Genomic DNA, 20,234 nt, shown 5'->3' with positions numbered 1-20,234 from the left:
CACGTCGTCGATGACGGCGAAGTCCGGATCGACCAGACCGGAGCACAAGACGTCAACGTTCAGCCCCGGCGCGGTGAGTTCCCAGAACGATTCCACCGCGGCACCGTCCGCCGCCGTGAATCCCGGGCCCCCGTACCACGTGCGGTAGTCGGGCAGCGGAGCCTGCTGCCAGACCTCCCACCGTTGTCGCGCGAGAGGCTGGGAGCGGTCCGCTTCCATCGCGGGCAGCAAGCGGGGGGACAAGTCGGAGATGAACGAGTCGGAATGACTGCTGATCGCCCAGACACTGGTGATGCCCATGCTGCGGACGTTAGTACCTGCTGCTGACATCGAAGGTGCCGAGCTCCTCCTCGGCCTCGCGACGCGACATCGTCTATGGCCACACCGACCTCGTCCAGGACTTCCGGGCCCGAGCCAAAGCCCAGGACTCCACCCCGACCGCGATGCGGGAACTCGCCGACGCCAACCGCGCGCTCAAGGCGGAGGCAGCGGAGCCGAGGACCGAACTGGCCGAGGAGCGGTCGAGGACCAAGGTGATGCGCCGGATCATGTCGCTCGCCGTCCGAGGCGTGCACGTCCTCAAGGAGAAGCCGTTCGCCACCTCCTCCAGGAGGCGCGCGAGCTCGCCTCGATCTGCCAGCAGGCCCAGGTGGAGCTGATGGTCACGCTCCAACGGCGCTTCAATCCGCTCCACGTGTCCGTGGTCCAGCTCCTGGACCAGATCGGCACCGCATTCCTCATCGACGGCCCGTACACCTTCCACACCGATGACCCCGGCGCGGGCTGGCGCGGAGACGTCAGCCAGGCCGGCGGCGGCTGCATCATCGACATGGGCTACCACATCGTCGACCTGACCGGCCTGCGGATCGACGCGGTCGAGAAGTACCTCGGGCACTTCGAATACACCTCCGGCAGCGGCATTCTCACCCGGCAGCTGACCTTCGAGGTCACCGTCACCCGGACCGGCCCGGTCACCCTCACCGAGCACGACGCGCACGAGTGGGCCGGGCCCGACGGGATCCCCGCCGTCAGCGACGCCGTACGGGAACTCGTCACCCGCTGAGCGTGCACGGGGAGTCCGAGCGGCACCGTGCGGTCGTCGGACAGGACGAGATGGACGCCGACGACCAGGGCCAGCGCGTCCGTCCCCGGAGGGAAGGGAGCCCTGGTCGGCCCGGTGGTTGGTGTCATCGGGACGGGCCATGGGGGCCTCCGTAGGTCGTCGGGTGGCCCGGGAGGGACGGGGCAGCGTGTCGGGGCCGGTCAGCGGTCGGTCTCCGTGGCCTCCCGGGCCGGGCGGGTGCGCTGGGAGGGAAGGCCGGTGCGTTCGTTCTGCAGGTCCCACAGTTCCCTGAAGCGGCCGCCCTCGTCTGCCACCAGCTCGGCGAAGGTGCCCTCCTGGAGGACCCGGCCGTCTTCGAGGACGACGATCCGGTCGGCGACGGCCACGTTGGTGAGCCGGTGGGTGACGAGGACGACGGCCCGCTCACGGGCGACGGCCCGCAGGTTCTGGAAGATGCGGTGCTCGGCGCGCGGGTCGAGGGCGGCGGTGGGCTCGTCGAGGACCAGGAGGCCGGCCTCGCGGTGGAACGCGCGGGCGATGGCCAGGCGTTGCCACTGGCCGCCGGACAGCTCCTCCCCGCCCATCCACTCCACCGCCAGCAGGGTGGACAGGCCGCGGCGGAGCCTGGCGACGACGTCGGCCGCCCCGGAGGCGTCGGCGGCGCGCAGCACGGCCGCGTCGCCCTCGGCGGTGGGCTGGCCCAGGGTGATGTTCTCGCGGCGGGTCAGCGGCCAGCGCGCGTAGTCCTGCGGGACCACGGCGACCTGGCGCCACAGGGCGTGCGGGTCGAGGTCGCGGGTGTCGCGGCCGTCCCAGCGCACCGATCCGGTGTCGGGCAGGTAGAGCCCCGCCAGGAGCTTGGAGAGGGTGGTCTTGCCGGATCCGTTCTCCCCGACCAGCGCGAGGATCTCGCCGCGTTCGACGTGCAGGCTGATTCCGTCCAGCGCCCTGCGATCGGACGCGGGATAGGCGTAGCCGAGGTCCTCGACCGTGATCCGGCGCGGCGGCTCGGGCGTTTCGGTGCCGCGGCGGGGGCGGTGGCCGCCGGCGGTGTCGAGGAAGCTCGACCAGTCGTCCAGGTACATGCCGGTGCGGAAGAGGTCCGCGCCGTAGCCGACGATGCCGTGCAGGCTGGTGCCGACCGCGGTCAGGGCGAACACCGCCGCGCCGCCGCGCGGCAGGCTCATCCGGCCGGTGCTGACCAGCCACAGCATCGCGCCCCACACCACCGCGGTGCCCAGGCCGGACGCGGCGGCCCCGATCACCGACACCCGGGCGCTCTGCCGCGCCGCCCGGCGCGAGGTGGCGTCCAGCCGCCGGCCGACCTGGTCGTACTTGGCGAGCAGGAACTCGCCCATGGTGTCGGAGCGGACCTGGTCGGCGTTGCGCTTGAGGTGGATGTACCAGCGCAGGTTCGCCATGATCCGCCGGTCGCCGGTCGTCGCCCGGTTCGCCAGGAACTGCACCCGGGCGGCGCGCACCGAAGCGATGCCCTGTGGCAGCGCCGCCAGCACCAGCAGGGGCAGCAGGGCGGGGTGGAGCACGGTCAGCACACCGGCCGCGCCGACGAGCGAGGCGAGGGCGGCGAGCAGGTTCTGCGCCTCCCCGATGATGTCCACGCAGACCTCGGCGCCGCGGTCGGCGGCCTCCAGCTCGTCGTTGTAGCCGGCGTGGTCGTAGGCGGTCAGCTCGGCCGCCACGGTGGCGCGCAGGACCGCCGCCTCCGCCTCCCGTGAGATGCGCGGCGACAGGTGGATGGTGACGGTCCGGATCGTGATGCCCAGCAGGGAGCGGGCGCCGGCCGCTGCCGCGATCACGAGGATCGATGGCGCGGCGTGGGCGAGCTTGTCGTCGAGCCGGCCCGGGCCGAACAGTGCCGAGATCGTACCGGTCGTCGCGAACAGCCCGGCCGCGCCGAGCACCGCGGACACCGCCTGGCAGGCCAGCAGCAGTGCGACGGAGACGCGGTCGATGCGCCAGCCGAGGCGGAAGGCGCGGACGACGAGCGCGGGCAGGCGGCGGGCCATGGCGCTGACGCTGATCGCCTCGATCGCCGCGATGCGGCGCCCGTCGGCGAGCCACTGCAGTTCCTCGTCGGGGGAATCGGCCGGCGTGGTGGTCGTGGGGGTGCTCACGCGCTCGCCTCCTCGCGTGCCGCAGACGTACACGGGGCGGGCAAGCCGGGTGGGGCGGGCGGGACGTGGATCGCCGGGGCGGCGGGGGGACGGGCCACAGATCCTCCAGACGCAGAGTGGTCCGTGGACGCGCGGAAGCGCCGAAGCAGCCGACGGGGCAGCACAAGTCGGCTTGTCGGACGGCGAGTTGACGGGTTCCGCACGGCCGGGTGGCGTCCGATGATGGTGCTGTTCGAGCGCGCCGTTCAAGCGGATGTCCTCCGGGCGAGCCCGGGTCGAACAGGGACTTTTCGAGCATCCCTCGGGCTCGGGCCGGGGCGTCCGCCAAGCGACCGCGCACGGACTCGACGAAGGCACGGAACCCAGTGTGCAGGCGGCGAGAGCCTGTTCGATCACAGGTCGCCGGGGCGGGACGGTGCGGTCGCGGATGCGCTGGTGGGCAGGAAGACCGGGCTTCACGCGGTCAGCACCGGTTTCACCCGATCGGCTGGACAGCTGCCCGATGAGGTTTCGGGCGGCGGTGATGTCCAGACCGGCGGGCGCGGGCGCGGGCACGGAGTTCGGAGGCAGCACCCCCGTGGCTGCCTCCGAACCCGGCCCGTGGGCCGGGCCGTCAGTGGGCGGGCTCGGCCTCCAGCTTGTCCACGACGGCCGAGGTGAGGACGGCCGAGGCGTACTCGAAGCCCTTGCCGCCCCCGGCGCCCGGGGACGGGTTGCCCGTGGGCGGGAGGCCGTCGGGGCCGGCCGGCGGGAGGTCGGAGAGGAGCACCTCGCGCACGCCGAGGAAGGCTCCGGTGGTCCGGTCGAAGATCAGGGCCACACGCATGGTGCCGTTGGTGCCGACCACCGCGACGCCGTGCCGGCCGGCCGCGTCCACCTCGTCGGCGACGACGGACGTGCCCGGGATCTTCGCGGCGGCCTCCATGAGCGATCCGGCGACGGCCGGCGGCGCCGCGATGTTCTGGAAGATCGTCTGGACGTCGGCGAAGGCGAACTGGTTGTACAGCTTCGGCGTCATCGGCGTCCCCGCCACCCGCTTGGCGCGGTCGAAGGAGAGCAGCCGCTCCAGGAGCTGCTGCGGGTCGGTGGGCAGGGAGGCGACGAATTCGTAGGTGGGGGAGTCGAAGCTCGCCGTCCGCGGGGCGCCGGGGGAGTTCGACAGCGTGGCGGGCCAGCGGCTGCGCCCGTCGCCCATCGTCGGATCCAGGATCAGGCCGTCGGACCTGCCGTCGACCGCGAACCACGACCTGCGCTCGTGCCTGGTCTCGCGGGCGCCGTCCTGGAGCTCCCGCCGGTAGACGAACTGGGTGCCCTTGGCCCCGGGGTCGGGGCTGCCCGCGGCGGCCCTCGCGGCGCGGGCGAACAGGCCGGCGGGGTCGGTCGGCTCGGGCAGCGGGGTGACGGACGAGGTGGGCGGCCCGGGCGGGACGGGCGTGGCCAGGGCGGACGGGGCGGACGAGGCCGGCGCCGCCGGGGCGGCGTCGCCGTGGCCGCGGTCCGGAACGGCCACCACGGTGGCGGCCGCCAGCGCGCCGACCGCCAGCGGGGCGGCGACCAGCCACACCATCCTGCGCCGCGGTCGCGGTGCGTCCGTCTCGGCGGCGATCTCACTCATCAGGTGCTCCTTCAGGAACCGTCGGCGGTCGGCGGGGAGCGTCTCGGGCGAGCTGTTCATCGGGTCTCCTCCTGCAACGACCGGGCGGCCTCGAAGCCGCCACCCCGTACCTGTCCGACGGCGGGAGCGGGTTCCCGGCGTCTCGCCGGCCCGGGCAACTCGTTCTCGGCGAGTGCGCGCAGCCGGGCCCGCGCCCGGGACAGGCGCGAGCGCACGGTGCCCACCGGGATGCCGAGCGCCTCGGCCGCCGACGCATAGTCGAGCCCCACCCACACGCAGAGCCGGAAGACCTCGCGTTCGGAACGGCGCAGCCCCGGCAACGCGCGGTGCACGGCGGTCAGTTGGGCGCCGTCGTCGATCCGGGAGACCAGTTCGTCGGCGAAGTCCGGTACGGCCTCGCGCCCGGCCAGGCGCGCCATCGCCGCCCGGTGGCGCCGGCCGGCCCGCGCGGTGTTGCGCAGCACGTTGGTGGCGATCCCGAAGACCCAGGGGCGCAGGTCGTCGTCGCCCTCGTGCAGTCCGGCGCGCAGGCGCCAGGCCTCCAGGAAGGTCAGCGACACCACGTCCTCGGCGGCCGCCCAGTTCCCGAGGGTGCGCAGCGCGTAGGCGTACACGGCCTGGGCGTGCGCGTCGAAGGCCTCGCCCAGTGCGTCCTGGTCCCCGGCGCGCAGGCGCGCCCGTTGTGACAGTTCCATACCTCCCCCTGTCCGCCGGCCGGGTGGAGTTCCGTATGAGCCACGTCACAGCGCGTCAGCCCCGACGGCGGAGCGCCGCCGAGCTACCGGTTTGACTGATCACCGATCAGGTTACGCATGGCGCGTGATTCCCTCCCGGGTCGAGGAGACCCTGCCCGAGCTGGCCCCCTTCGTGCACGCCGTGCAGGCGCGCCGTCCCGGCGACGGCACCTGGTGCGAGGCATGGACCGTACGGGACGTCCTGATCCACCAGGCGGGCAACGCCGAGGAACTGGCCCGGGTACTCCAGGCGTTCCTGGACGGTGCGCCGGTGGAGACCCGGGGCTTCGACCGGGAGGCCCCCTACCGGCGGATCTCGGACTCCGACCTCTGGTCGGCGTTCCTGGACCGCTGCGAGCGTCTCAGCGAGACCGCGGCGGCCGCCGCGCAGGACCTGTCCCCGGACACCGAGGTGAGGTGGACCGGCCGGACGGTGAAGGCCCCGTTCTTCGCGGAGCACATGCGCGAGGAGCTGATCCTGCACCGGTGGGACCTGACCGGCGACGACCGGACCGCGGTGCGGTGCCTCACCGAACCGCGGATGACGGAGCACAGCGTGGTGTCGGTCGGCGCACCCCTGCTGGCCAGGGGACGCGCCGGGCTGGACCTGGGGCCCGAGGGCCGCGTCGAAGGACGCCTGCGCACACCGGGTGCGGACGATGTCGTGGTGAGCGCCGACGCCGACGGCGGCAGCATCCGCCTGGCGCCCGCCGAGGGCCCCGCCGCCATCGAGAGCGACGCGGCCGTACGCGTCCTGCTGCTGTGGGGACGGCGCCCCGCCGACCCGTCGCGCTGGCACAGCGACGCCGGCCCGGAGGCCCTGCGCAGGGTACGGGCCCTCCTCGGCGGCTACTGAACACGTACGCGGCGCTCGCGACTCCGGCCGGACCCACCGGCAGCGTCACCACGAACGTCGTCACCGTCAGGCGTCGAGGACCTGGCCGTGGCGCCTGACCACCGGGCCCTGCGCCGACCACGGGAACTCGATCCAGTCGTCGGTCCGCTTCCACACGTACTCGCACTTCACGAGCGAGTGCGACTTCTCGTAGATGACGGCGGAGCGGACCTCGGCGACGTGGTCGAGGCAGAAGTCGTGCACCAGCCTCAGTGTCTTGCCCGTGTCGGCGACGTCGTCGGCGATCAGGACCTTCTTGTCGGTGAAGTCGATCGCGGCCGGGACGGGCGCCAGCATGACGGGCATTTCGAGGGTGGTGCCCACGCCCGTGTAGAACTCGACGTTCACCAGGTGGATGTTCTTGCAGTCGAGCGCGTACGCCAGACCGCCCGCCACGAACACGCCGCCGCGGGCGATGCTCAGGACGAGGTCGGGCGCGTAGCCGTCGTCGGCGATCGTCTGCGCGAGTTCGCGCACCGCCCGGCCGAAGGTCTGGTAGTCCAGGATCTCGCGTGCATCGGTCACGGCGTTCAGTGTCCCCGGCCGCCGCCGCGTCGGCGAGCACCGGCACGCTGGGGACCGGTCGCGAGCCGCTGCCCGTCCCGGCGGCGGTCCCGCCGGTACCGGCGGGACCGCCCACGGTGGGCGGGGACGGACGGTGGGTTCCGCTCCGCCGAGCAGGACGTGAGCGGTTGTCAGAGGGGCTTGGCAGGATGGCTCCCATGCTCGCCACCCACCCTGACCAGCGCCGACTCGACCGGCCCGTTCGGCCCGCGCGGCCCGTTCCTCCCGACGTCCGGGGTGACTTCGAGGTGCACCTGACCGTGGGGCCCGGTGCCGCCGAGGCGCTGGCTGCGTGGGCCGTCGGCCAGGGCCTGAAGTTCACCCACATCCTGCTGGAGCGGGGTGCGTCGCCCTCGCAGCCGATGCTCACCCTGCGGGCCGGCGGCACGCTGGAGGAGGTCACTGCCCTGACCGACCGGGTCGGGGGCCGGCTGGGGCGGGCCGGTTTCACCGTCCTGCGGGCGAAGATCGAGGCCACGCCGTGGGCCGAGGGCGTTCCGGCCTCGGACGAGGACGCCGTGCCGCACGGGGCCGGCCGCTACTTCGAGCACCACGTCAAGCTGCTGCTGCCGGCTCCGGCCGGCGCACCCGGTTCCGTGGGCGTCGCCGCGCTCACCCTGCTGGCCGTCCGGCACGGCGCGCACCTGTCGCGCAACCCGCGCCGGGTGCGCGAGGACGGCCGGCGCGAGTGGTTCGTGACCCAGCGGTGCCGACTCGTCGGTCTGGACACCGCGGGTCGTCGGCTGGAGGCGCTGCTGCGGGACCTCGCCGCCGGCGGCCATGAGGTGGTGTCGGCGGAACGCGAGTTCGTCGTCGTGGACAGCCACGAAGGCCTCGACGCGGGCTGGCTGACCGAGCGGCACGGGCACACCGCCCGGCCCTACGGAGAGGGGGAGCCGATATGACCGAGGACCAGCCCCGGCCGCAGGCCCGCGTGGCGTGGGAGGAACTGCGGTTCGGGCCGTGGCACGGCGTCGTGCTGCCCGGGCAGCCGCCGTCGGAGGACGTCCGCGAGGAGCGGGAGCTGCCCCGGAGCATCCGGCCGGTCGACGACGAGACGGTCACCCAGCAGCCGGTCTTCGACCCCGCCCTCGCCGGGTACGCCCGGGCCCTCCGGCCCAGCGAACCCGCCTTCACCGACCCGCGGCTCGCCGAACGCTGGCTCGCCGCACGCCGCGAGGCGCTCACCACCGTGCTGTCCGCCGTCGCCGGCTCGCAGTGGGCGGGGCACCTGGTGCTGCGCGGAAGCGTCCTGCTGCGCGCCTGGTACGGCGAACAGGCGCGCGAGCCGGGCGACCTGGACTTCGTGCTCCGCCCGGTGGACTGGGAACTGGAGGACGAGCGCACCGACCGCATGCTCCGGGAACTCGCCGCCGACGCCGAACGCCTCTCGGGCGCGGTGCGGCTGCACGCGGACCAGGCGGTCGGCGACGAGATCTGGACGTACAGCAGGGTTCCCGGGCGCAGGCTCGTCCTGCCGTGGTCGGCACCGGGCACCCCGGGCGGGACCGTCCAACTCGACTTCGTCTTCACCGAGCACCTGCCCGTCCCGCCCCAGCCCTACCGGCTCCCGGGCGTCGCCGGACCGCTGCTCGGAGCCACGCCGCAGCTCTCCCTCGCGTGGAAGATCCTCTGGCTGGTGTCGGACAACCACCCGCAGGGCAAGGACCTCTACGACGCGCTCCTGCTCTCGGGCACCGCCGAGGTGCCCTACGAGCTGCTGCGGCAGGTCTTCACCCAGTCCGACGAGGGCTGGTCGCGCTGGCCGGTCCTCCCGCGGCAGATCAGCCAACTCGACGTCGACTGGGACGAATTCGCCAAGGACCACCCCGGGTTCGCCGAACCCGTCGAGGAGTACCCGGCGCGGCTGCTCGCCGCGCTCCGCCCCACCTTCGCCGACCGCCGAGAGTACGCACTGCGTGCCCGGTGGCTGGCCCCGCTGACCGAGGAACTACGGGACGTACTGGCGAGCGAGGGCATGGACGAGGTCCAGCAGCGGATGTCCCGACGCCACATGGCCCCGGACAACACCCTGGTGATCACCTGCGAACTGCTGGGCGGCGACCTCGGCGGTGCCTGCCGGGCCGTCGCCGACCACCTCGACAACTGCTCGAACCGCAACACCCGCGAGCTGGTGGAAGCCGCCGACCGCTACGTCGCCGAGCTCGCCGGCGACGGCCCGGCGGGCGGCGCCGGCCGCTGAGGCCGAGCCGCCGGCCGGCCGCCCCCGCCTCCGCCCGGACGCAGCACTCCCCGGGCGTCGGTGCGAGGACGGCCTCGACGTCCGAGACCGCGGCCGTCACGCGCTCGTCGTGGCGCTGGTCCGCGCGGAACTTCCCGGGTTCGTCACCGCCCGGCTACGCGCGTGGAACCGGGGAACCCCTTCGACCCCGTCGACGTCATGGACCTCAGAGAGCAGGCAGGAGCGGGTTCGGGGGGAGTGGTCGTTGATGGAGTTCAAGGCGCGCACGGGGAACGAGCGCAAGCGTTCATGGGTGGCCGTCGCCGCGGCGGTCGTCGTCACGGTGGCGGCCGCGTGGGCGATCCCGGCCGTCACCGCGTCTGTCGCCGCTCCACACTCGACCGCCGCCCAGGGGCGGGACACGAGCGCCGACGGCGGCCGCAACGGCCAGGACGGCGCCCAGGGCAGCGGCAGCGCCGGTGGCGGCGGTGCGCAGCAGGGGGCCGGCGGCGTACCCGAGGGCATAGCCCACGCCTCCGAAGCCGGAGGCAACGCCGTCAACATCACCATCGACGACGGCCCCGACCCCGTCTGGACCCCGAAGGTCCTCGACGTCCTCAAGCAGTACGGCGTCAAGGCCACGTTCTGCATGATCGGACCGCAGGCCAAGGCCCACCCCGAGCTGGTCAAGCAGGTCATCGCGGGCGGCCACCGGCTCTGCGACCACACCGTGGACCACGACACCACCATGGACAAGAAGTCCGTCGCCTACCAGGAGAAGGAGATCCTGGACGCGAAGAGGATGATCGAGGAGGCCGCGGGCGGCGCCGCCCAGGTCCAGTACTACCGGGCGCCCGGCGGCTCGTTCACCCCCGACAGCCGACGCATCGCCGCCGCCAACGGCATGCGCCCGCTCGGCTGGAACGTCGACTCCAAGGACTTCACCAGGCCCGGCACCGCCGCCATCGTCGACACCGTCAAGAAGGAGATCGGCAACGGCCCGACCATCCTCTTCCACGACGGCGGCGGCGACCGCCAGCAGACCGTCGAGGCCCTCGGACAGGTGCTCACCTGGCTCAAGGCCCAGGGCCGCCCCACCGGCTTCCCGGTCCGCACCACCTCGTGACCACCCGTCCCGGGCGGCCGCACGCGTCGCCCCGGGGAAGTGCCGCGCCCGCAGCCGTACCGGGCCACTACGCTGCTCGAATGGTCCACCCGTCGCCCCCGCCACTGACCGTCGAAGCCGCCAGGGAACTCCAGTTGCTGCTCCGCGCCGGGATCGGGCCGGGCCTCAGCGAGCAGGAGCTCGACGACGTCGAGGCCCGGTTCGGCTTCCGGTTCGCGGCCGACCACCAGGTGTTCCTGTCCGCCGGGCTCCCGCACGGCTCCCGGGGCTGGCCGGACTGGCGGCACGGCGATCCCGAGGACCTGCGGGAACGGCTGTCCCTGCCGGTCGAGGGGGTGCTGTTCGACGTCGAGCACAACGGCTTCTGGCACCCGACGTGGGGTCCGCGGCCGGAGGCGGTACCGGACGCGCTCCGGACGGCGCGGGGCGAACTGGCGACCGTCCCGCAGCTGGTCCCGGTCTACGGCCACCGCTACCTGCCGGGGCCGGGCACGCACGGCGAGGCCGGCCATCCGGTGCTCTCGGTCCACCAGACCGACATCGTCTACTACGGGAACGACCTCGCCGACTACCTCCGGCACGAGTTCACCGGCGGACCGAGCGAGCCCTCCCACGCGCGTGCGACGGTCGACTTCTGGTCCCACCTCGTCCAGGGCTGCCCCGAGACCGCGTTCACCACGCCGCACGACCCCTACGCCGCCACCGCGCAGGAAGCGGTCGAGCATCTGCGGATGCTCGCCCTGGAACGCCTGATCGGCCGCCGGGTGGACGACGACCAGCTGGTCCGGTCCGGACTGACGGCAGTGGCGCTCGACGTCGAGTCGCCGTCCCTGACGCTGCTCGCGGGGCTGTCGCACGAGGAGTACGGCCAGGCCTCCCCGCTCTTCGAGCAGGTGCTCGGCGAACTGGGCCTCGCCGCCGACCTGCCCACCGACGACGGCACCGGCCTCCCGTGGGAGTCGGCCCGCTGGGAGCTGGTCCGCTGGTGGCTCCGGCTGATCGTGAACGGAAGCACGGCACCCGCGACCGGCGGCGACGTCATCGCGAACGACGGCTGGGGCAAGCTGGCCCGGCCCCGGGCACTGTGGCCCCTGGTGCGCCTGGTCGTCGAGTACGACAACGGGCACGGGAGGCAGCTCCGCACACCGGAGGAGCTCGCCGGAGCGATCGTGGCCGAGGCCGAACGACTGCTCGCCGGCCCCTGGCCGCCCCGCGGGCCGCGGTGACGGGAGGAACCCCGGTTCCCTCACCGCCCGGGAGGCGATGAGGGAACCGGGGCCCGGTGTCAGCTGCTGGTCGTCAGCAGACGGTTGGCCAGGGCGTCGGCGAGGCGGTAGGCCTCGTCGGCCGAGAGGGTGCGGCAGATGGCGTCCGCCAGTTCCTCGACGTTGTGCCAGTCGACGTTGCCGAGGCCTGTCCGCGGGGCGGTCGGCGCCGACTCCTCGTCCGCCGGGGCGACGGCGCGCTGTTCCGGCATCGGGAGGGGCTCGGAATTTTCCGCGGAAAATCGGTCCGCGCCCGGAGCCGGTTCAGGGCGCGTCGGCTGCGGGCTGCGGGGCGCCGGTTCCGGACGGCCAGCCGGAGCCGGAGCCGGAGTCGGAGTCGGAGCCGGAGCCGGAGCCGGCGTCACCGCGGGTGCAGCGGCCTGCTGGACCACCGGCCGCGGAGTCGGCGCCGCCTCAGCGGGAGCCTTCGCCGCCGCCTCAGCGGGAGCCTTCGCCGCCGCCCTGGCCTCCAGCTTCGCCGCCCGCCTGGCCGCCACGGCGTCGGCGTCGGCCTGGAGCAGCTGCTCCAGCTCGGCCGTCTGCTCGGCCAGGGACATCTCCTCGATGCCCTTCACCGACCCGAGCCGCCGCGCGACGTTGATGGAGACGCCCTCCTCGCCGCGTGCTTTGGCCCGCACCTGGCGCTGCAGCTCGGGGTGGAGCTTCAGCAGGTTCTTGCGGTGCGAGATCCAGCTCTGGGACCAGCCCTCCGCCTCGGCGGCCTCCTTGGCGGTCGGGTACTGCGCCACGATGAGCAGGACCGCGTTGGCCTCCTCGATCGGGTCGAAGTCCTTGCGCGCCATGTTCTCGTCGAGCGCCGCCCGCAGCAGGGTCGCCTTGGACTCCGCCACCGAGTCGTCGACGACGACCAGCAGCTGCTCACGCCCGTACAGCTGCGCGGCGGCCCGCCGGCGGTTGCCGTTGACGACGACGACGTCGTCCAGGCCCGCGCCCAGCGCCTGCCGGTCCTCCGGCCACAGCCGTAGGTAGGCGGCCGGGGTGACGGCGAGGCAGCTCTGCAACTGCCGGTCCTTGATGCTCGCCAGGTCGGAGAGGTCGCCCAGCTCGTCCCGCGGGTTGCGCGGGTTGGGCAGGCAGTTGGCGGTGCGGATCCACCGCGCCGGGGTGTCGCCGGCGCTGTCCACGCCGGGGGTGTCGACGACCGGATCCGCTGCCATCGAGGCGAAGGAGACCCGACGGCCTGCCATCAGCGACCCCCGTAACCGAGTTCGAGGGACAGTCGGAAGAAGTCCTCGCGGGCCCGGTAGGCGGTGCCGCTCTCCTTGTACTGGGTGACGACCGTTCCCTCGGCCACCGCCCGGGAGTGGATCTTGTACCGGCGCAGGACGGTCTTGGCACGCGGCCATCCCCGCGCGGCGATGTACGCCTCGGTGTCCTCCAGATCGGCGCGGCCGTCCCGGGGGTCCCAGTTGTTGACGACGACCCGGTACGGGATGTCCATCGGCTCGATGACCTTCTGGATGGTGCGCGCCGTGGGGTCGAAGCACAGCGGCTCGGTGATCATCGGGACCAGGACGTCGTCCGCGATCTCCAGGGCCCGGCGCAGGATCTCCTCGTCGGCCAGGGTGCCCGGCGTGTCGATGAAGATGTGTTCGTACTCGTCCTTCGCGCCGAGGACGTCGAAGGTGCACGCCGCCAGGTTGACCGTGGTGGTGGTCTTGCCGACGCCGCCCTTCTGGTTGGCGATCACATGGATCTTCGCGCCGGTCTTCTTGAGGTGAACCAGCTGCTCGGCCTGGTCGTGCGCCGCCATGAAGTCGAAAGGCAGGTTGTCCCCCACCCGCTCGGCCCAGACGACCGCCGACCCCTGGGGGTCGGTGGACACGACAAGCACAGATGGCTTCATGATGTTCCGTTCTTTCCGTGGGCTTCCCGGGCGGACCGCCCGGTACTGCGGATGCCCGCCGCTCAAAGCCGTGGCGGCGGACTGGGACAGCATTCCAGATGATCGATTCGGAAACCGACACGACCCGCCTGTGGTGGGGCGCAACAGCGGTGATTCCGGGTCGGTTTTCGCGAAAACCCGACGGTTCGTCCAATGGGCTTCCCGTTCGTCGTGAGGGCCGGGCTGCGGAGGGGGGAACGAACGCCGTAGAGCGGTGGCACGCGACTGCGGCCGATCGGTACGGCACCGGTGGAACCGCCGGCCCGTCGAACGGGGTCCGGACACCGGTCCGTACGCGACTGCCGCCGGCCGGAGAGCCGCCCCGGTGGTCCGGGCCGCGCCGACCGGGACCGGTCATCGACCGGTCATCGACCGGTCGCAGAGGAGCTGAGTGCCGTGTGCGGCTACTGGTGAGATGAATGTGCGGTCAAAGACGTTCATGATCAAGCGGTGTTCTGCGCTAGGTTTCAGGATGGGAGGTGGGTGATGTCCGAGATCTACGCGGCGGTGGACGCGCTGCTGGCGAAGGCCCGGGACGGCGGGGACCTGCCGGAGCCGGCGGAGCGGGAGCGGCTGCGCAAGGCTGCCGGGCTGACGCAGGTCGAGGTGGCCGAGGCGCTGCAGACCCGGCGGGAGACGTTCGCCAAGTGGGAGAGCGGTGCCGCCCAGCCGCGGGCTCCCCGGCGCGGAGCCTACGCCTTCCTGCTCGCGGGGCTGGCCGACATCCACGGCACCCGGGGGCCGGACGGCTGGCTCGCCCTCGCCCGCAAGGCCCGTCCCCTCGACGCCGACGCCACCGCTGTGGATGGGGTGTGACCCGCTGATGGACCGCAAGACGTACACCGCCGAGCTCGCCGGGCTGCGCGAGCTGCGCGCCGAGATCGCGGCCGCCGAGAAACGGGTCGCGGCCGCGCAGAAGGAGCTGGACAAGCTCACCGCCCAGCGTTCGCGCCGGGTGGCGGGGCTCGCCGGGTACGAGGGCGCCCAGGCGCCTGCCGTCGCGAAAGCCTCGGGCCTGTCGGTCGGCGAGGTGGTGCGGATCGCTCCGCTGCTGGACCCGACCCCGGTGGCTGTCCGCGCCGCCAAGGACGGCGGCGACCGGGCCGTCAGCGCGGTGGCCACCGTCACCCCCACCGCTGCGCCCTCCCAGGGACAGGCACAGGCACAGGGACAACAGGCGCAGGCACCGGACGCCGCGCCGGTCACCCCGTCCGCCGTCACCCCGTCCGCCGTCACGCCGGCGCTGAGCCGCTCCGCCGCCGTACGCGAGCAGCCCGTTCCCGCCGACACCGCCCCGGCCGACCGCGCCGCCGCCGCGTCGACCGAGTCGGCCGTCCCGGTCGCTTCAGTCGCTTCAGTCGCTCCGGTCGCTGCCGGCCCGCGCCCGGAGGCCGAGGCCGGCCCGCGGGAACTGCCCGCGGTGCCCGAGGGCCCGGAAGGCGCGCGGTTCGAGGCCGTGACGACCGGCCTGGTCTCCAAGCGCCCGAACTTCACTCAGCAGGCCCGCTCCACCGTGTTCCTGGACGCCGCCACCGGTGACCTCGCGGTGCGGGACCGCGTGGTGCGGCTCGACCTCGGCGCGCGCACCCCGGGCGAGATCCTGGACGCCGTGCTCGCGACCGCGCCCGGCACCGAGCGGATCTACATCACCGCCGGCGCCCCCTGGCACGACGGCGCCGAGCGCTACTCCACCCTCAAGGACGCCGTCGCCGCCTGGCTCAACACCCCCGGCGAGCGGTGGACCACCGCCGTCGGCTCCGGCCGCGACAAGCTCGCCGGGCACTTCGTCCACCAGCGCCAGCCCGTCGGTCGCTACGCCCCGGCCACCGCCCCCGACAGCGGCAGCACGGAGATCCGCTCGATGGGGGAGTGGTTCGACCCGGACGGCGCCGACGTCGTCACCTGCCGCCAGGCGTTCACGCTGCTGTGGCAGGCGCTGCGCCGCCACTGGGACGACGCGGTCCTGATGGGCTCCCCGAGCCAGACCGGCCGGGACCTGTGGTCGCGGACCGTCCCCACCACCGGCAAGTGGGCCGGCGGCTACCCGGTCCTGTCCGAGGAACTGCGCGGCCTGCTGCACGCCACCGCCGGCCAGGGCCGCACCGAGCTGATCCTGCCCCCGCGCGTCCCCGAGCAGCTCCCGGCCCTGGTGGAGTACGACCGCACCTTCGCCTACGCCAAGCACCTGTGGAAGTCCCCGATCGGCACGCCGCGCCGCATCACCGCCGCCGCGTTCGCCGCGATGACCGGGCAGGAGCAGACCAAGGCCCTGATGAGCTGCTCGCACTGGAACGTCCGCGTCACGGTCCCGCAGGGCTGGGAGCACGTCGGGTTGCTGCCCGCCCCGGTCACCGGTGACAGGGCCTGGGTGTACCCGTCCGAGCCCGGCGCCACGTTCACGACGTGGGCGGGCGGCGCGGAGGTGCACCTGGCGCTGTCGAACCACCTGATGCCGTGGCGGATCGAGGTCCTCGGCGGCCTGCTCTTCGAGGACGGCAAGCCGCTCGACGAGTGGGGCAAGCGCCTCAAGGCCGCCTGGGCGGACCTGGCCAACCTCTCCCGCATGCACGGCGACGAGCGGCAGCGGCAGGCCGCCCACCTCGCCAGCCGCGCCGTCCGCTCGGTGCTGCTGTTCGGCCTCGGCGGCTTCGCGCAGCGCCCGCGCCTGGTCTCCGGCACCACGCCGGTCGGCGAGGCGCTTCCGCCCGGGGTGGAGATCCTCGGCCAGGACGGGACGCTGGTGACCTGGCAGCGGCAGGCCGGCTTCTCCCGTGACCCGTACGCCCACCCCGAGTGGGCGGCGTACGTGTGGTCGGGGGCGCGGGCGGCGCTGCTGGACATGAAGTACCGGCAGGGCAAGGAGGTCATCGGGCACGCCGGGGCGCTGCACGCCGCGCCCGGTACGGTCGTGTACTTCGGCACCGACGGCATCGCCCTGACCGAGCGCCAGCCCTGGCCCTACCGGGGGGAGCCGGGTGACTACCTCCTCAAGGGCCACCTCACCGGCCCCGTCGAGCACCCGACCAGCCAGGCGCAGTACCTCGAACTGCGCGCCCGGGGCCGCGCCGAGCTCGCCGCCGGGCAGGCGGCCGGAGGTGAGCGGCAGTGAGCCCGGCCGACCCGGACAACCCGAACGAGGCCGCCCGCCTCACCCGGCAGCTGATCGACCAGGGCTACACCAAGCGCCAGGTCGCCAGGATGCTGGGCCGCGACGCCTCGCTCGTCTCCCAGTTCTTCACCAAGGGCAAGGGCGCGGCGTTCGTCGACGCGCTGCGCCAGATCGTGCGCGCGGTGCGCGGCGGCGAGCGCGACACCGAGGCACTGGCCGGGATCGCGGCCGAGCACGTGGAACGCCGCCGCACGAGGACCGGGCAGAAGGCGCGGGTGCGCGGCAAGGACGTCGTCGGCGCGCCCGGAGAGAGCATGGCCGGCCGCGCGGGCAGACAGGCCATCCGCTCGGGCGCGAGCCACCTGGCCCCGGTGGTGCACGCGACGGGTCGGGCCGGCGGCCGCCTTGCCTTCACCGTGCGGATGCGCGCCGACCAGTTCACGATGTCGGCCGGCTCGACGGAGGACTCGCCGGGCCTGCGCCGGGGCTTCGTCCCGCGCGCGGACGGTACGGAGGAACGCACCTACGGCTCCGCGTCCACGGGCGGGTTCGACGCCGTCGAGTGGTCCCGGCGGGTCGCCGACCACCACGGCGACGTCACCGAGGCGATGAAGGCGTGGCTGGTGGAGACCGGCCGTGCCGTCGAGGACGCGGACATCCAGTACCTCGAAGTCCGGGCCTGGGTGCCCGGGCCGTGAGGGGCCGCGCGCAGGAACACGACCCCTGACCACCCGCACCTCCCGGCCCCGGGCGACCCGGCCCCGACCGCACCCGGCCGACCAGGCCCCGACCGGCCCCGCCCCGTAGAACAGGAGACACACCGCAGTGGACACCTCGACCACCGCCGCCACCACGGCCGCCGTGCCGGACGGGCCGCGCGCCGAGGCCGGGACGCCCGTCCCGACGCAGCCGCTCGGCGTGGTCAACCCGCTGCCGCTGCACCGGTTCCAGAAGGACGCCGTCTCGGCGGCGGTGCGCGAGGTGAAGGACGGGGGCCGCGCGACGGTCGTCGCGGCTACCGGGTCCGGGAAGACGCTGATCGCCGCCGGCTGCGCCCGGCGCCTCGCCGCGCGTGGCGTGGTCCTCGTGCTGGTGCCGACGATCGAGCTGCTGGAACAGACCGCCGAGTCCTGGTCGCTGAAGGGCGGGCGCCGGGGACTGGCGGTGGCGGCGTGCTCGCGGGAGGAGGCACTGGAGAGCGCGGAGGCCGGCGGCCGGATCCGCGCGCAGGTGTCGACGCAGGCCGCGCGGATCGCCGACCTGATCGCCGCGGCGAGGCCCGGCGAGCCGGTCACCGTGTACGCCACCTACGCGAGCCTGGAGCGGATCGTCCAGGCCCACCAGCTGTTCGGCCTGCCTGCCTGGGACCTGGTCGTCGTGGACGAGGCCCACCGCACCGCCGGCTCCGACGGCAAGCCGTGGGCCGCCGTCCACGACGACGCCCAGGTCCCCGCGCTGCGCCGCCTGTACTTCACCGCCACCCCGCGCATCGTCGACGAGAGCCGCATCCCGCAGGAGGTGGTCGACGTCGCGGAAGGGACCGTGCTCTGCTCGATGGACGACGAGCGCGTCTACGGCAGGACCGTGTTCACCTGGACCCTCGGCCAGGGCATCGAGCACGGCTACCTCGCCGACTACCGCGTCCTCGTCCCCGTCGTCACGGACGAGGACCTGCGCGACCTGCTCAACCTCCCCGCCGTCGCCGACCTGCGCTCCCAGCGCAGCAACGAGGACCTGCTGCGCCTGGCCCTGCAGATCGCGGTGCTGCGCGCCGTCGCGGACCTGGACCTGCGCAGGGTGATCACCTTCCACTCGCGGATCGCGGGTGCCCGCGCGTTCGCCGCGGACCTGCTGGACGCCTCCGGGCTGCTGGAGGACGCCGAACGCCCCGAGCGCATCTGGGCGAAGGCGGTGGCCGGCACCGACCGGCTGGCCGAGCGCCGCGCCGCGTTCGCCGAGTTCAAGGCCCACACCGGCGAGGACGGCGAGGAGTGCGGCATCCTCGCCAACGCCCGCCTGCTCTCGGAGGGCATCGACATCCCGGCCGTGGACGCCGTCTGCTTCGCGGACCCCAAGTCGTCGGTCATCGACATCGTCCAGGCCGTCGGCCGCGCGCTGCGCCAGTCCTACCGGCAGGGCAAGGTCTCCTGGGTCGTCATCCCGGTCTACCTGCCCGCTCCCGCCCTCGGCGACGACACCGCCACCGCCGACCCCTCCGAGGTGCACGACGCCGGCGAGGCCGTGAAGGCGGAGGCCGACGCCGAGCTCGAAGCGTCCGCCTTCCGCACCATCTGGCGCGTCCTGCGCGCCCTGGCCGCCCACGACGCCCGGGTGGTCGGCCGGATCACCGAACTGCGCACCCACCGCTCCCGGCCCGCCCTGCGCACCACCGCGACCGAGCCCGCCCAGGGCGAGGCCGGGCAGGCCGCCGAACGCGGGGAGGGGGAGGGCGACCAGCCGTCGGCCGCGGCGGAGCAGCCGACCGCGTGGCTGCGGATCGACGCCCGCCGGCACGCCGGACGGATCCTGCGGACCGTCAAGCTCCGGGCCCTCAACCCGCGGGCCGTGGAGTGGCAGCGGATGCACGCGGTCGCCGCCGTGTTCCACCTCCGGCACGGCCACCTCGACCCCACCGACAAGGCGCGGCACGCCGAGCTGATCTCCTGGCTCTCCCGCCAGCGCCATCTGAACGGGCAGGGCCTGCTGGACGCGGCCCGGATCAGCGAGCTGGACGCGCTCGGCATGATCTGGTCGAAGAACGCCAACGCCTGGGAGCGCGGACACGCCTACGCCGCCGCGTTCCACCGGGCCCACGGCCACCTGGCGATCCCCGCGACCGCGAAGCTGGACGACTACGCGGTGGGCGCGTGGATGCGCCGCCAGCGCAAGGCCGACCACCTCACCCCCGACCAGGCCGGCAGGCTCGACGCGCTGGACGAGCTGTGGCGCCTTGAGCCGGACTGGAACCGCTCCTACCGCCGCCTGCTCGCCTACCTCGCCGCCGGTGGCACCCTCGACGGCCCCGTCAACCGCACCGGCCTCGGGGACGACCCGGCGTTCCGGCCCGGAGCCTGGCTGCGCAAACAGGCCAGGGCCCGTACCGGCGGCGAACTGAACGACCAGCAGACCGCGCTCCTGGACGCGCTGCACCGGCACGCCGAGACCGTCACGGACTGACCGGCGCAGACCCCGCACGGGTGCGGCGCCGGCCCCGCACCGGCCCCGACGCGGCCCGCAGCAGGACCGACCGGGAACGGTGGGGCCCGCTCGTCCGACGCATCGCGCCCCGGGGTGCATGATCCCGTGAGGGCGGGGCACACGAGTGCCATCACGGGCACCCGAGGCGGTGCCCACCGGGGTGGGGAGAGCGGCTTTGAACGAGACGGCTTCTGCGGCCACCACCAGCGCGGCCACCACCAGCGCGGTCACCGGCGTCCGAGCGTCGACGTACGCGGTGGACGTCGACGAGCGGCACCCCGACGCGCCGTCCCCCGTCGGCTGACCCGTTCCGGTCCTCCCGGACGGCGTCCCGTCGAGCGGCGGGGGGCCGGCCCCCACGCCCCGCCCCCCCGGGGGCCCGGCCCCCCCCCGGGAATAAAAAAAAAAAAAACCGCCCCCCCAAAATAAAAATGTTAAAAAA

19 protein-coding genes are annotated in these 20,234 nt (G+C 73.8%); 12 read left to right on the top strand and 7 right to left on the bottom strand.

The features are described 5' to 3' along the window. The coding region (locus ACFV1W_RS36655) for a hypothetical protein (RefSeq protein ID WP_380421609.1) at positions 1-300 on the bottom strand (300 nt) is incomplete at its 3' end. Between the two features lie 35 nt (positions 301-335). Between ACFV1W_RS36655 and ACFV1W_RS36650 the strand changes: the two genes are divergently transcribed. Together ACFV1W_RS36650 and ACFV1W_RS36645 are read left to right on the top strand one after the other, a co-directional pair. After that, entirely contained in the window at positions 336-659 is a 324-nt protein-coding gene (locus ACFV1W_RS36650) for a hypothetical protein (RefSeq protein ID WP_380421608.1), read from the top strand. After that, the gene (locus ACFV1W_RS36645) at positions 659-1,063 is read left to right on the top strand and encodes a hypothetical protein (RefSeq protein WP_380421607.1); all 405 of its coding nucleotides are present in this window, start codon (positions 659-661) and stop codon (positions 1,061-1,063) included. The genes ACFV1W_RS36650 and ACFV1W_RS36645 overlap by 1 nt, the downstream gene beginning before the upstream one ends. Positions 1,064-1,263: 200 nt before the next feature. On the opposite strand, the gene ACFV1W_RS36640 is transcribed toward ACFV1W_RS36645, so the two are convergent. From ACFV1W_RS36640 to ACFV1W_RS36630, 3 genes are all read right to left on the bottom strand, one after another. Beyond that, positions 1,264-3,198 carry an ABC transporter ATP-binding protein gene (locus tag ACFV1W_RS36640; protein ID WP_380421606.1) on the bottom strand — a complete coding sequence of 645 codons (1,935 nt, stop codon included), beginning with the start codon at positions 3,196-3,198 and terminating at the stop codon, positions 1,264-1,266. A gap of 613 nt (positions 3,199-3,811) precedes the next feature. Further along, positions 3,812-4,873 (bottom strand): CU044_5270 family protein, encoded by a 1,062-nt coding sequence (locus ACFV1W_RS36635; RefSeq protein ID WP_380421605.1) that lies wholly within the window; start codon positions 4,871-4,873, stop codon positions 3,812-3,814. Beyond that, positions 4,870-5,508 carry an RNA polymerase sigma factor gene (locus ACFV1W_RS36630; protein ID WP_380421604.1) on the bottom strand — a complete coding sequence of 213 codons (639 nt, stop codon included), beginning with the start codon at positions 5,506-5,508 and terminating at the stop codon, positions 4,870-4,872. Before ACFV1W_RS36630 ends, ACFV1W_RS36635 begins: the two co-directional genes overlap by 4 nt. 124 nt (positions 5,509-5,632) lie before the next feature. On the opposite strand from ACFV1W_RS36630, the gene ACFV1W_RS36625 reads away from it, so the two are divergent. Further along, entirely contained in the window at positions 5,633-6,403 is a 771-nt protein-coding gene (locus ACFV1W_RS36625) for a maleylpyruvate isomerase N-terminal domain-containing protein (protein ID WP_380421603.1), read from the top strand. A gap of 66 nt (positions 6,404-6,469) precedes the next feature. Here the strand turns inward: ACFV1W_RS36625 and ACFV1W_RS36620 are convergent, their stop codons facing one another. Beyond that, complete coding sequence (locus ACFV1W_RS36620; RefSeq protein ID WP_380421602.1) at positions 6,470-6,967, bottom strand: phosphoribosyltransferase; 498 nt, start codon at positions 6,965-6,967, stop codon at positions 6,470-6,472. Between the two features lie 197 nt (positions 6,968-7,164). Between ACFV1W_RS36620 and ACFV1W_RS36615 the strand changes: the two genes are divergently transcribed. The 4 genes from ACFV1W_RS36615 to ACFV1W_RS36600 all read left to right on the top strand — a co-directional run bounded on the left by ACFV1W_RS36615 (position 7,165) and on the right by ACFV1W_RS36600 (position 11,540). Beyond that, positions 7,165-7,911: a hypothetical protein gene (locus tag ACFV1W_RS36615; RefSeq protein ID WP_380421601.1), complete on the top strand. Its 747-nt coding sequence runs from the start codon at positions 7,165-7,167 to the stop codon at positions 7,909-7,911. Further along, entirely contained in the window at positions 7,908-9,209 is a 1,302-nt protein-coding gene (locus ACFV1W_RS36610; protein ID WP_380421600.1) for a nucleotidyl transferase AbiEii/AbiGii toxin family protein, read from the top strand. Before ACFV1W_RS36615 ends, ACFV1W_RS36610 begins: the two co-directional genes overlap by 4 nt. A gap of 247 nt (positions 9,210-9,456) precedes the next feature. Beyond that, positions 9,457-10,314: a polysaccharide deacetylase family protein gene (locus tag ACFV1W_RS36605; protein WP_380421599.1), complete on the top strand. Its 858-nt coding sequence runs from the start codon at positions 9,457-9,459 to the stop codon at positions 10,312-10,314. 80 nt (positions 10,315-10,394) lie between these two features. Then, on the top strand, positions 10,395-11,540 hold the full coding sequence (locus ACFV1W_RS36600; RefSeq protein WP_380421598.1) for a hypothetical protein: 1,146 nt from the start codon (positions 10,395-10,397) through the stop codon (positions 11,538-11,540). A 59-nt stretch (positions 11,541-11,599) separates the two neighbouring features. On the opposite strand, the gene ACFV1W_RS36595 is transcribed toward ACFV1W_RS36600, so the two are convergent. Then, positions 11,600-12,787 (bottom strand): ParB/RepB/Spo0J family partition protein, encoded by a 1,188-nt coding sequence (locus tag ACFV1W_RS36595; RefSeq protein WP_380421597.1) that lies wholly within the window; start codon positions 12,785-12,787, stop codon positions 11,600-11,602. Continuing rightward, positions 12,787-13,353, bottom strand: coding sequence for a ParA family protein (locus tag ACFV1W_RS36590; protein ID WP_380421610.1), 567 nt, complete (start codon positions 13,351-13,353; stop codon positions 12,787-12,789). The genes ACFV1W_RS36595 and ACFV1W_RS36590 overlap by 1 nt, the downstream gene beginning before the upstream one ends. 618 nt (positions 13,354-13,971) lie before the next feature. Here ACFV1W_RS36590 and ACFV1W_RS36585 point away from each other — a divergent pair. The 5 genes from ACFV1W_RS36585 (at position 13,972) to ACFV1W_RS36565 (ending at position 20,096) form a co-directional block, all read left to right on the top strand. Next, positions 13,972-14,301: a helix-turn-helix domain-containing protein gene (locus ACFV1W_RS36585; RefSeq protein WP_380421596.1), complete on the top strand. Its 330-nt coding sequence runs from the start codon at positions 13,972-13,974 to the stop codon at positions 14,299-14,301. A gap of 7 nt (positions 14,302-14,308) precedes the next feature. Continuing rightward, on the top strand, positions 14,309-16,594 hold the full coding sequence (locus ACFV1W_RS36580; RefSeq protein WP_380421595.1) for a hypothetical protein: 2,286 nt from the start codon (positions 14,309-14,311) through the stop codon (positions 16,592-16,594). Beyond that, a complete protein-coding gene (locus ACFV1W_RS36575; RefSeq protein ID WP_380421594.1) occupies positions 16,591-17,292 on the top strand; it encodes a helix-turn-helix domain containing protein in 702 nt (233 codons plus the stop codon). The genes ACFV1W_RS36580 and ACFV1W_RS36575 overlap by 4 nt, the downstream gene beginning before the upstream one ends. A gap of 127 nt (positions 17,293-17,419) precedes the next feature. After that, a complete protein-coding gene (locus ACFV1W_RS36570) occupies positions 17,420-19,771 on the top strand; it encodes a Helicase associated domain protein (protein ID WP_380421593.1) in 2,352 nt (783 codons plus the stop codon). Positions 19,772-19,967: 196 nt separating this feature from the next. Beyond that, complete coding sequence (locus ACFV1W_RS36565) at positions 19,968-20,096, top strand: hypothetical protein (RefSeq protein ID WP_380421592.1); 129 nt, start codon at positions 19,968-19,970, stop codon at positions 20,094-20,096. The last annotated feature ends 138 nt before the right edge of the window (positions 20,097-20,234 follow it).

Origin of the sequence: Kitasatospora sp. NPDC059648, from assembly GCF_042734825.1 — a bacterium.
GTDB lineage: Bacteria > Actinomycetota > Actinomycetes > Streptomycetales > Streptomycetaceae > Kitasatospora.
This window is presented reverse-complemented; position numbering and strand designations above follow the sequence as displayed.

Coding starts and splice junctions, on each gene's coding strand:
- ACFV1W_RS36645 (WP_380421607.1), top strand. CDS start 659: ATGGTCACGCTCCAACGGCGCTTCAATCCGCTCCACGTGTCCGTGGTC.
- ACFV1W_RS36635 (WP_380421605.1), bottom strand. CDS start 4,873: ATGAACAGCTCGCCCGAGACGCTCCCCGCCGACCGCCGACGGTTCCTG.
- ACFV1W_RS36630 (WP_380421604.1), bottom strand. CDS start 5,508: ATGGAACTGTCACAACGGGCGCGCCTGCGCGCCGGGGACCAGGACGCA.
- ACFV1W_RS36615 (WP_380421601.1), top strand. CDS start 7,165: ATGCTCGCCACCCACCCTGACCAGCGCCGACTCGACCGGCCCGTTCGG.
- ACFV1W_RS36610 (WP_380421600.1), top strand. CDS start 7,908: ATGACCGAGGACCAGCCCCGGCCGCAGGCCCGCGTGGCGTGGGAGGAA.
- ACFV1W_RS36605 (WP_380421599.1), top strand. CDS start 9,457: ATGGAGTTCAAGGCGCGCACGGGGAACGAGCGCAAGCGTTCATGGGTG.
- ACFV1W_RS36600 (WP_380421598.1), top strand. CDS start 10,395: ATGGTCCACCCGTCGCCCCCGCCACTGACCGTCGAAGCCGCCAGGGAA.
- ACFV1W_RS36595 (WP_380421597.1), bottom strand. CDS start 12,787: ATGGCAGGCCGTCGGGTCTCCTTCGCCTCGATGGCAGCGGATCCGGTC.
- ACFV1W_RS36590 (WP_380421610.1), bottom strand. CDS start 13,353: ATGGCGGCGCACGACCAGGCCGAGCAGCTGGTTCACCTCAAGAAGACC.
- ACFV1W_RS36585 (WP_380421596.1), top strand. CDS start 13,972: ATGTCCGAGATCTACGCGGCGGTGGACGCGCTGCTGGCGAAGGCCCGG.
- ACFV1W_RS36580 (WP_380421595.1), top strand. CDS start 14,309: ATGGACCGCAAGACGTACACCGCCGAGCTCGCCGGGCTGCGCGAGCTG.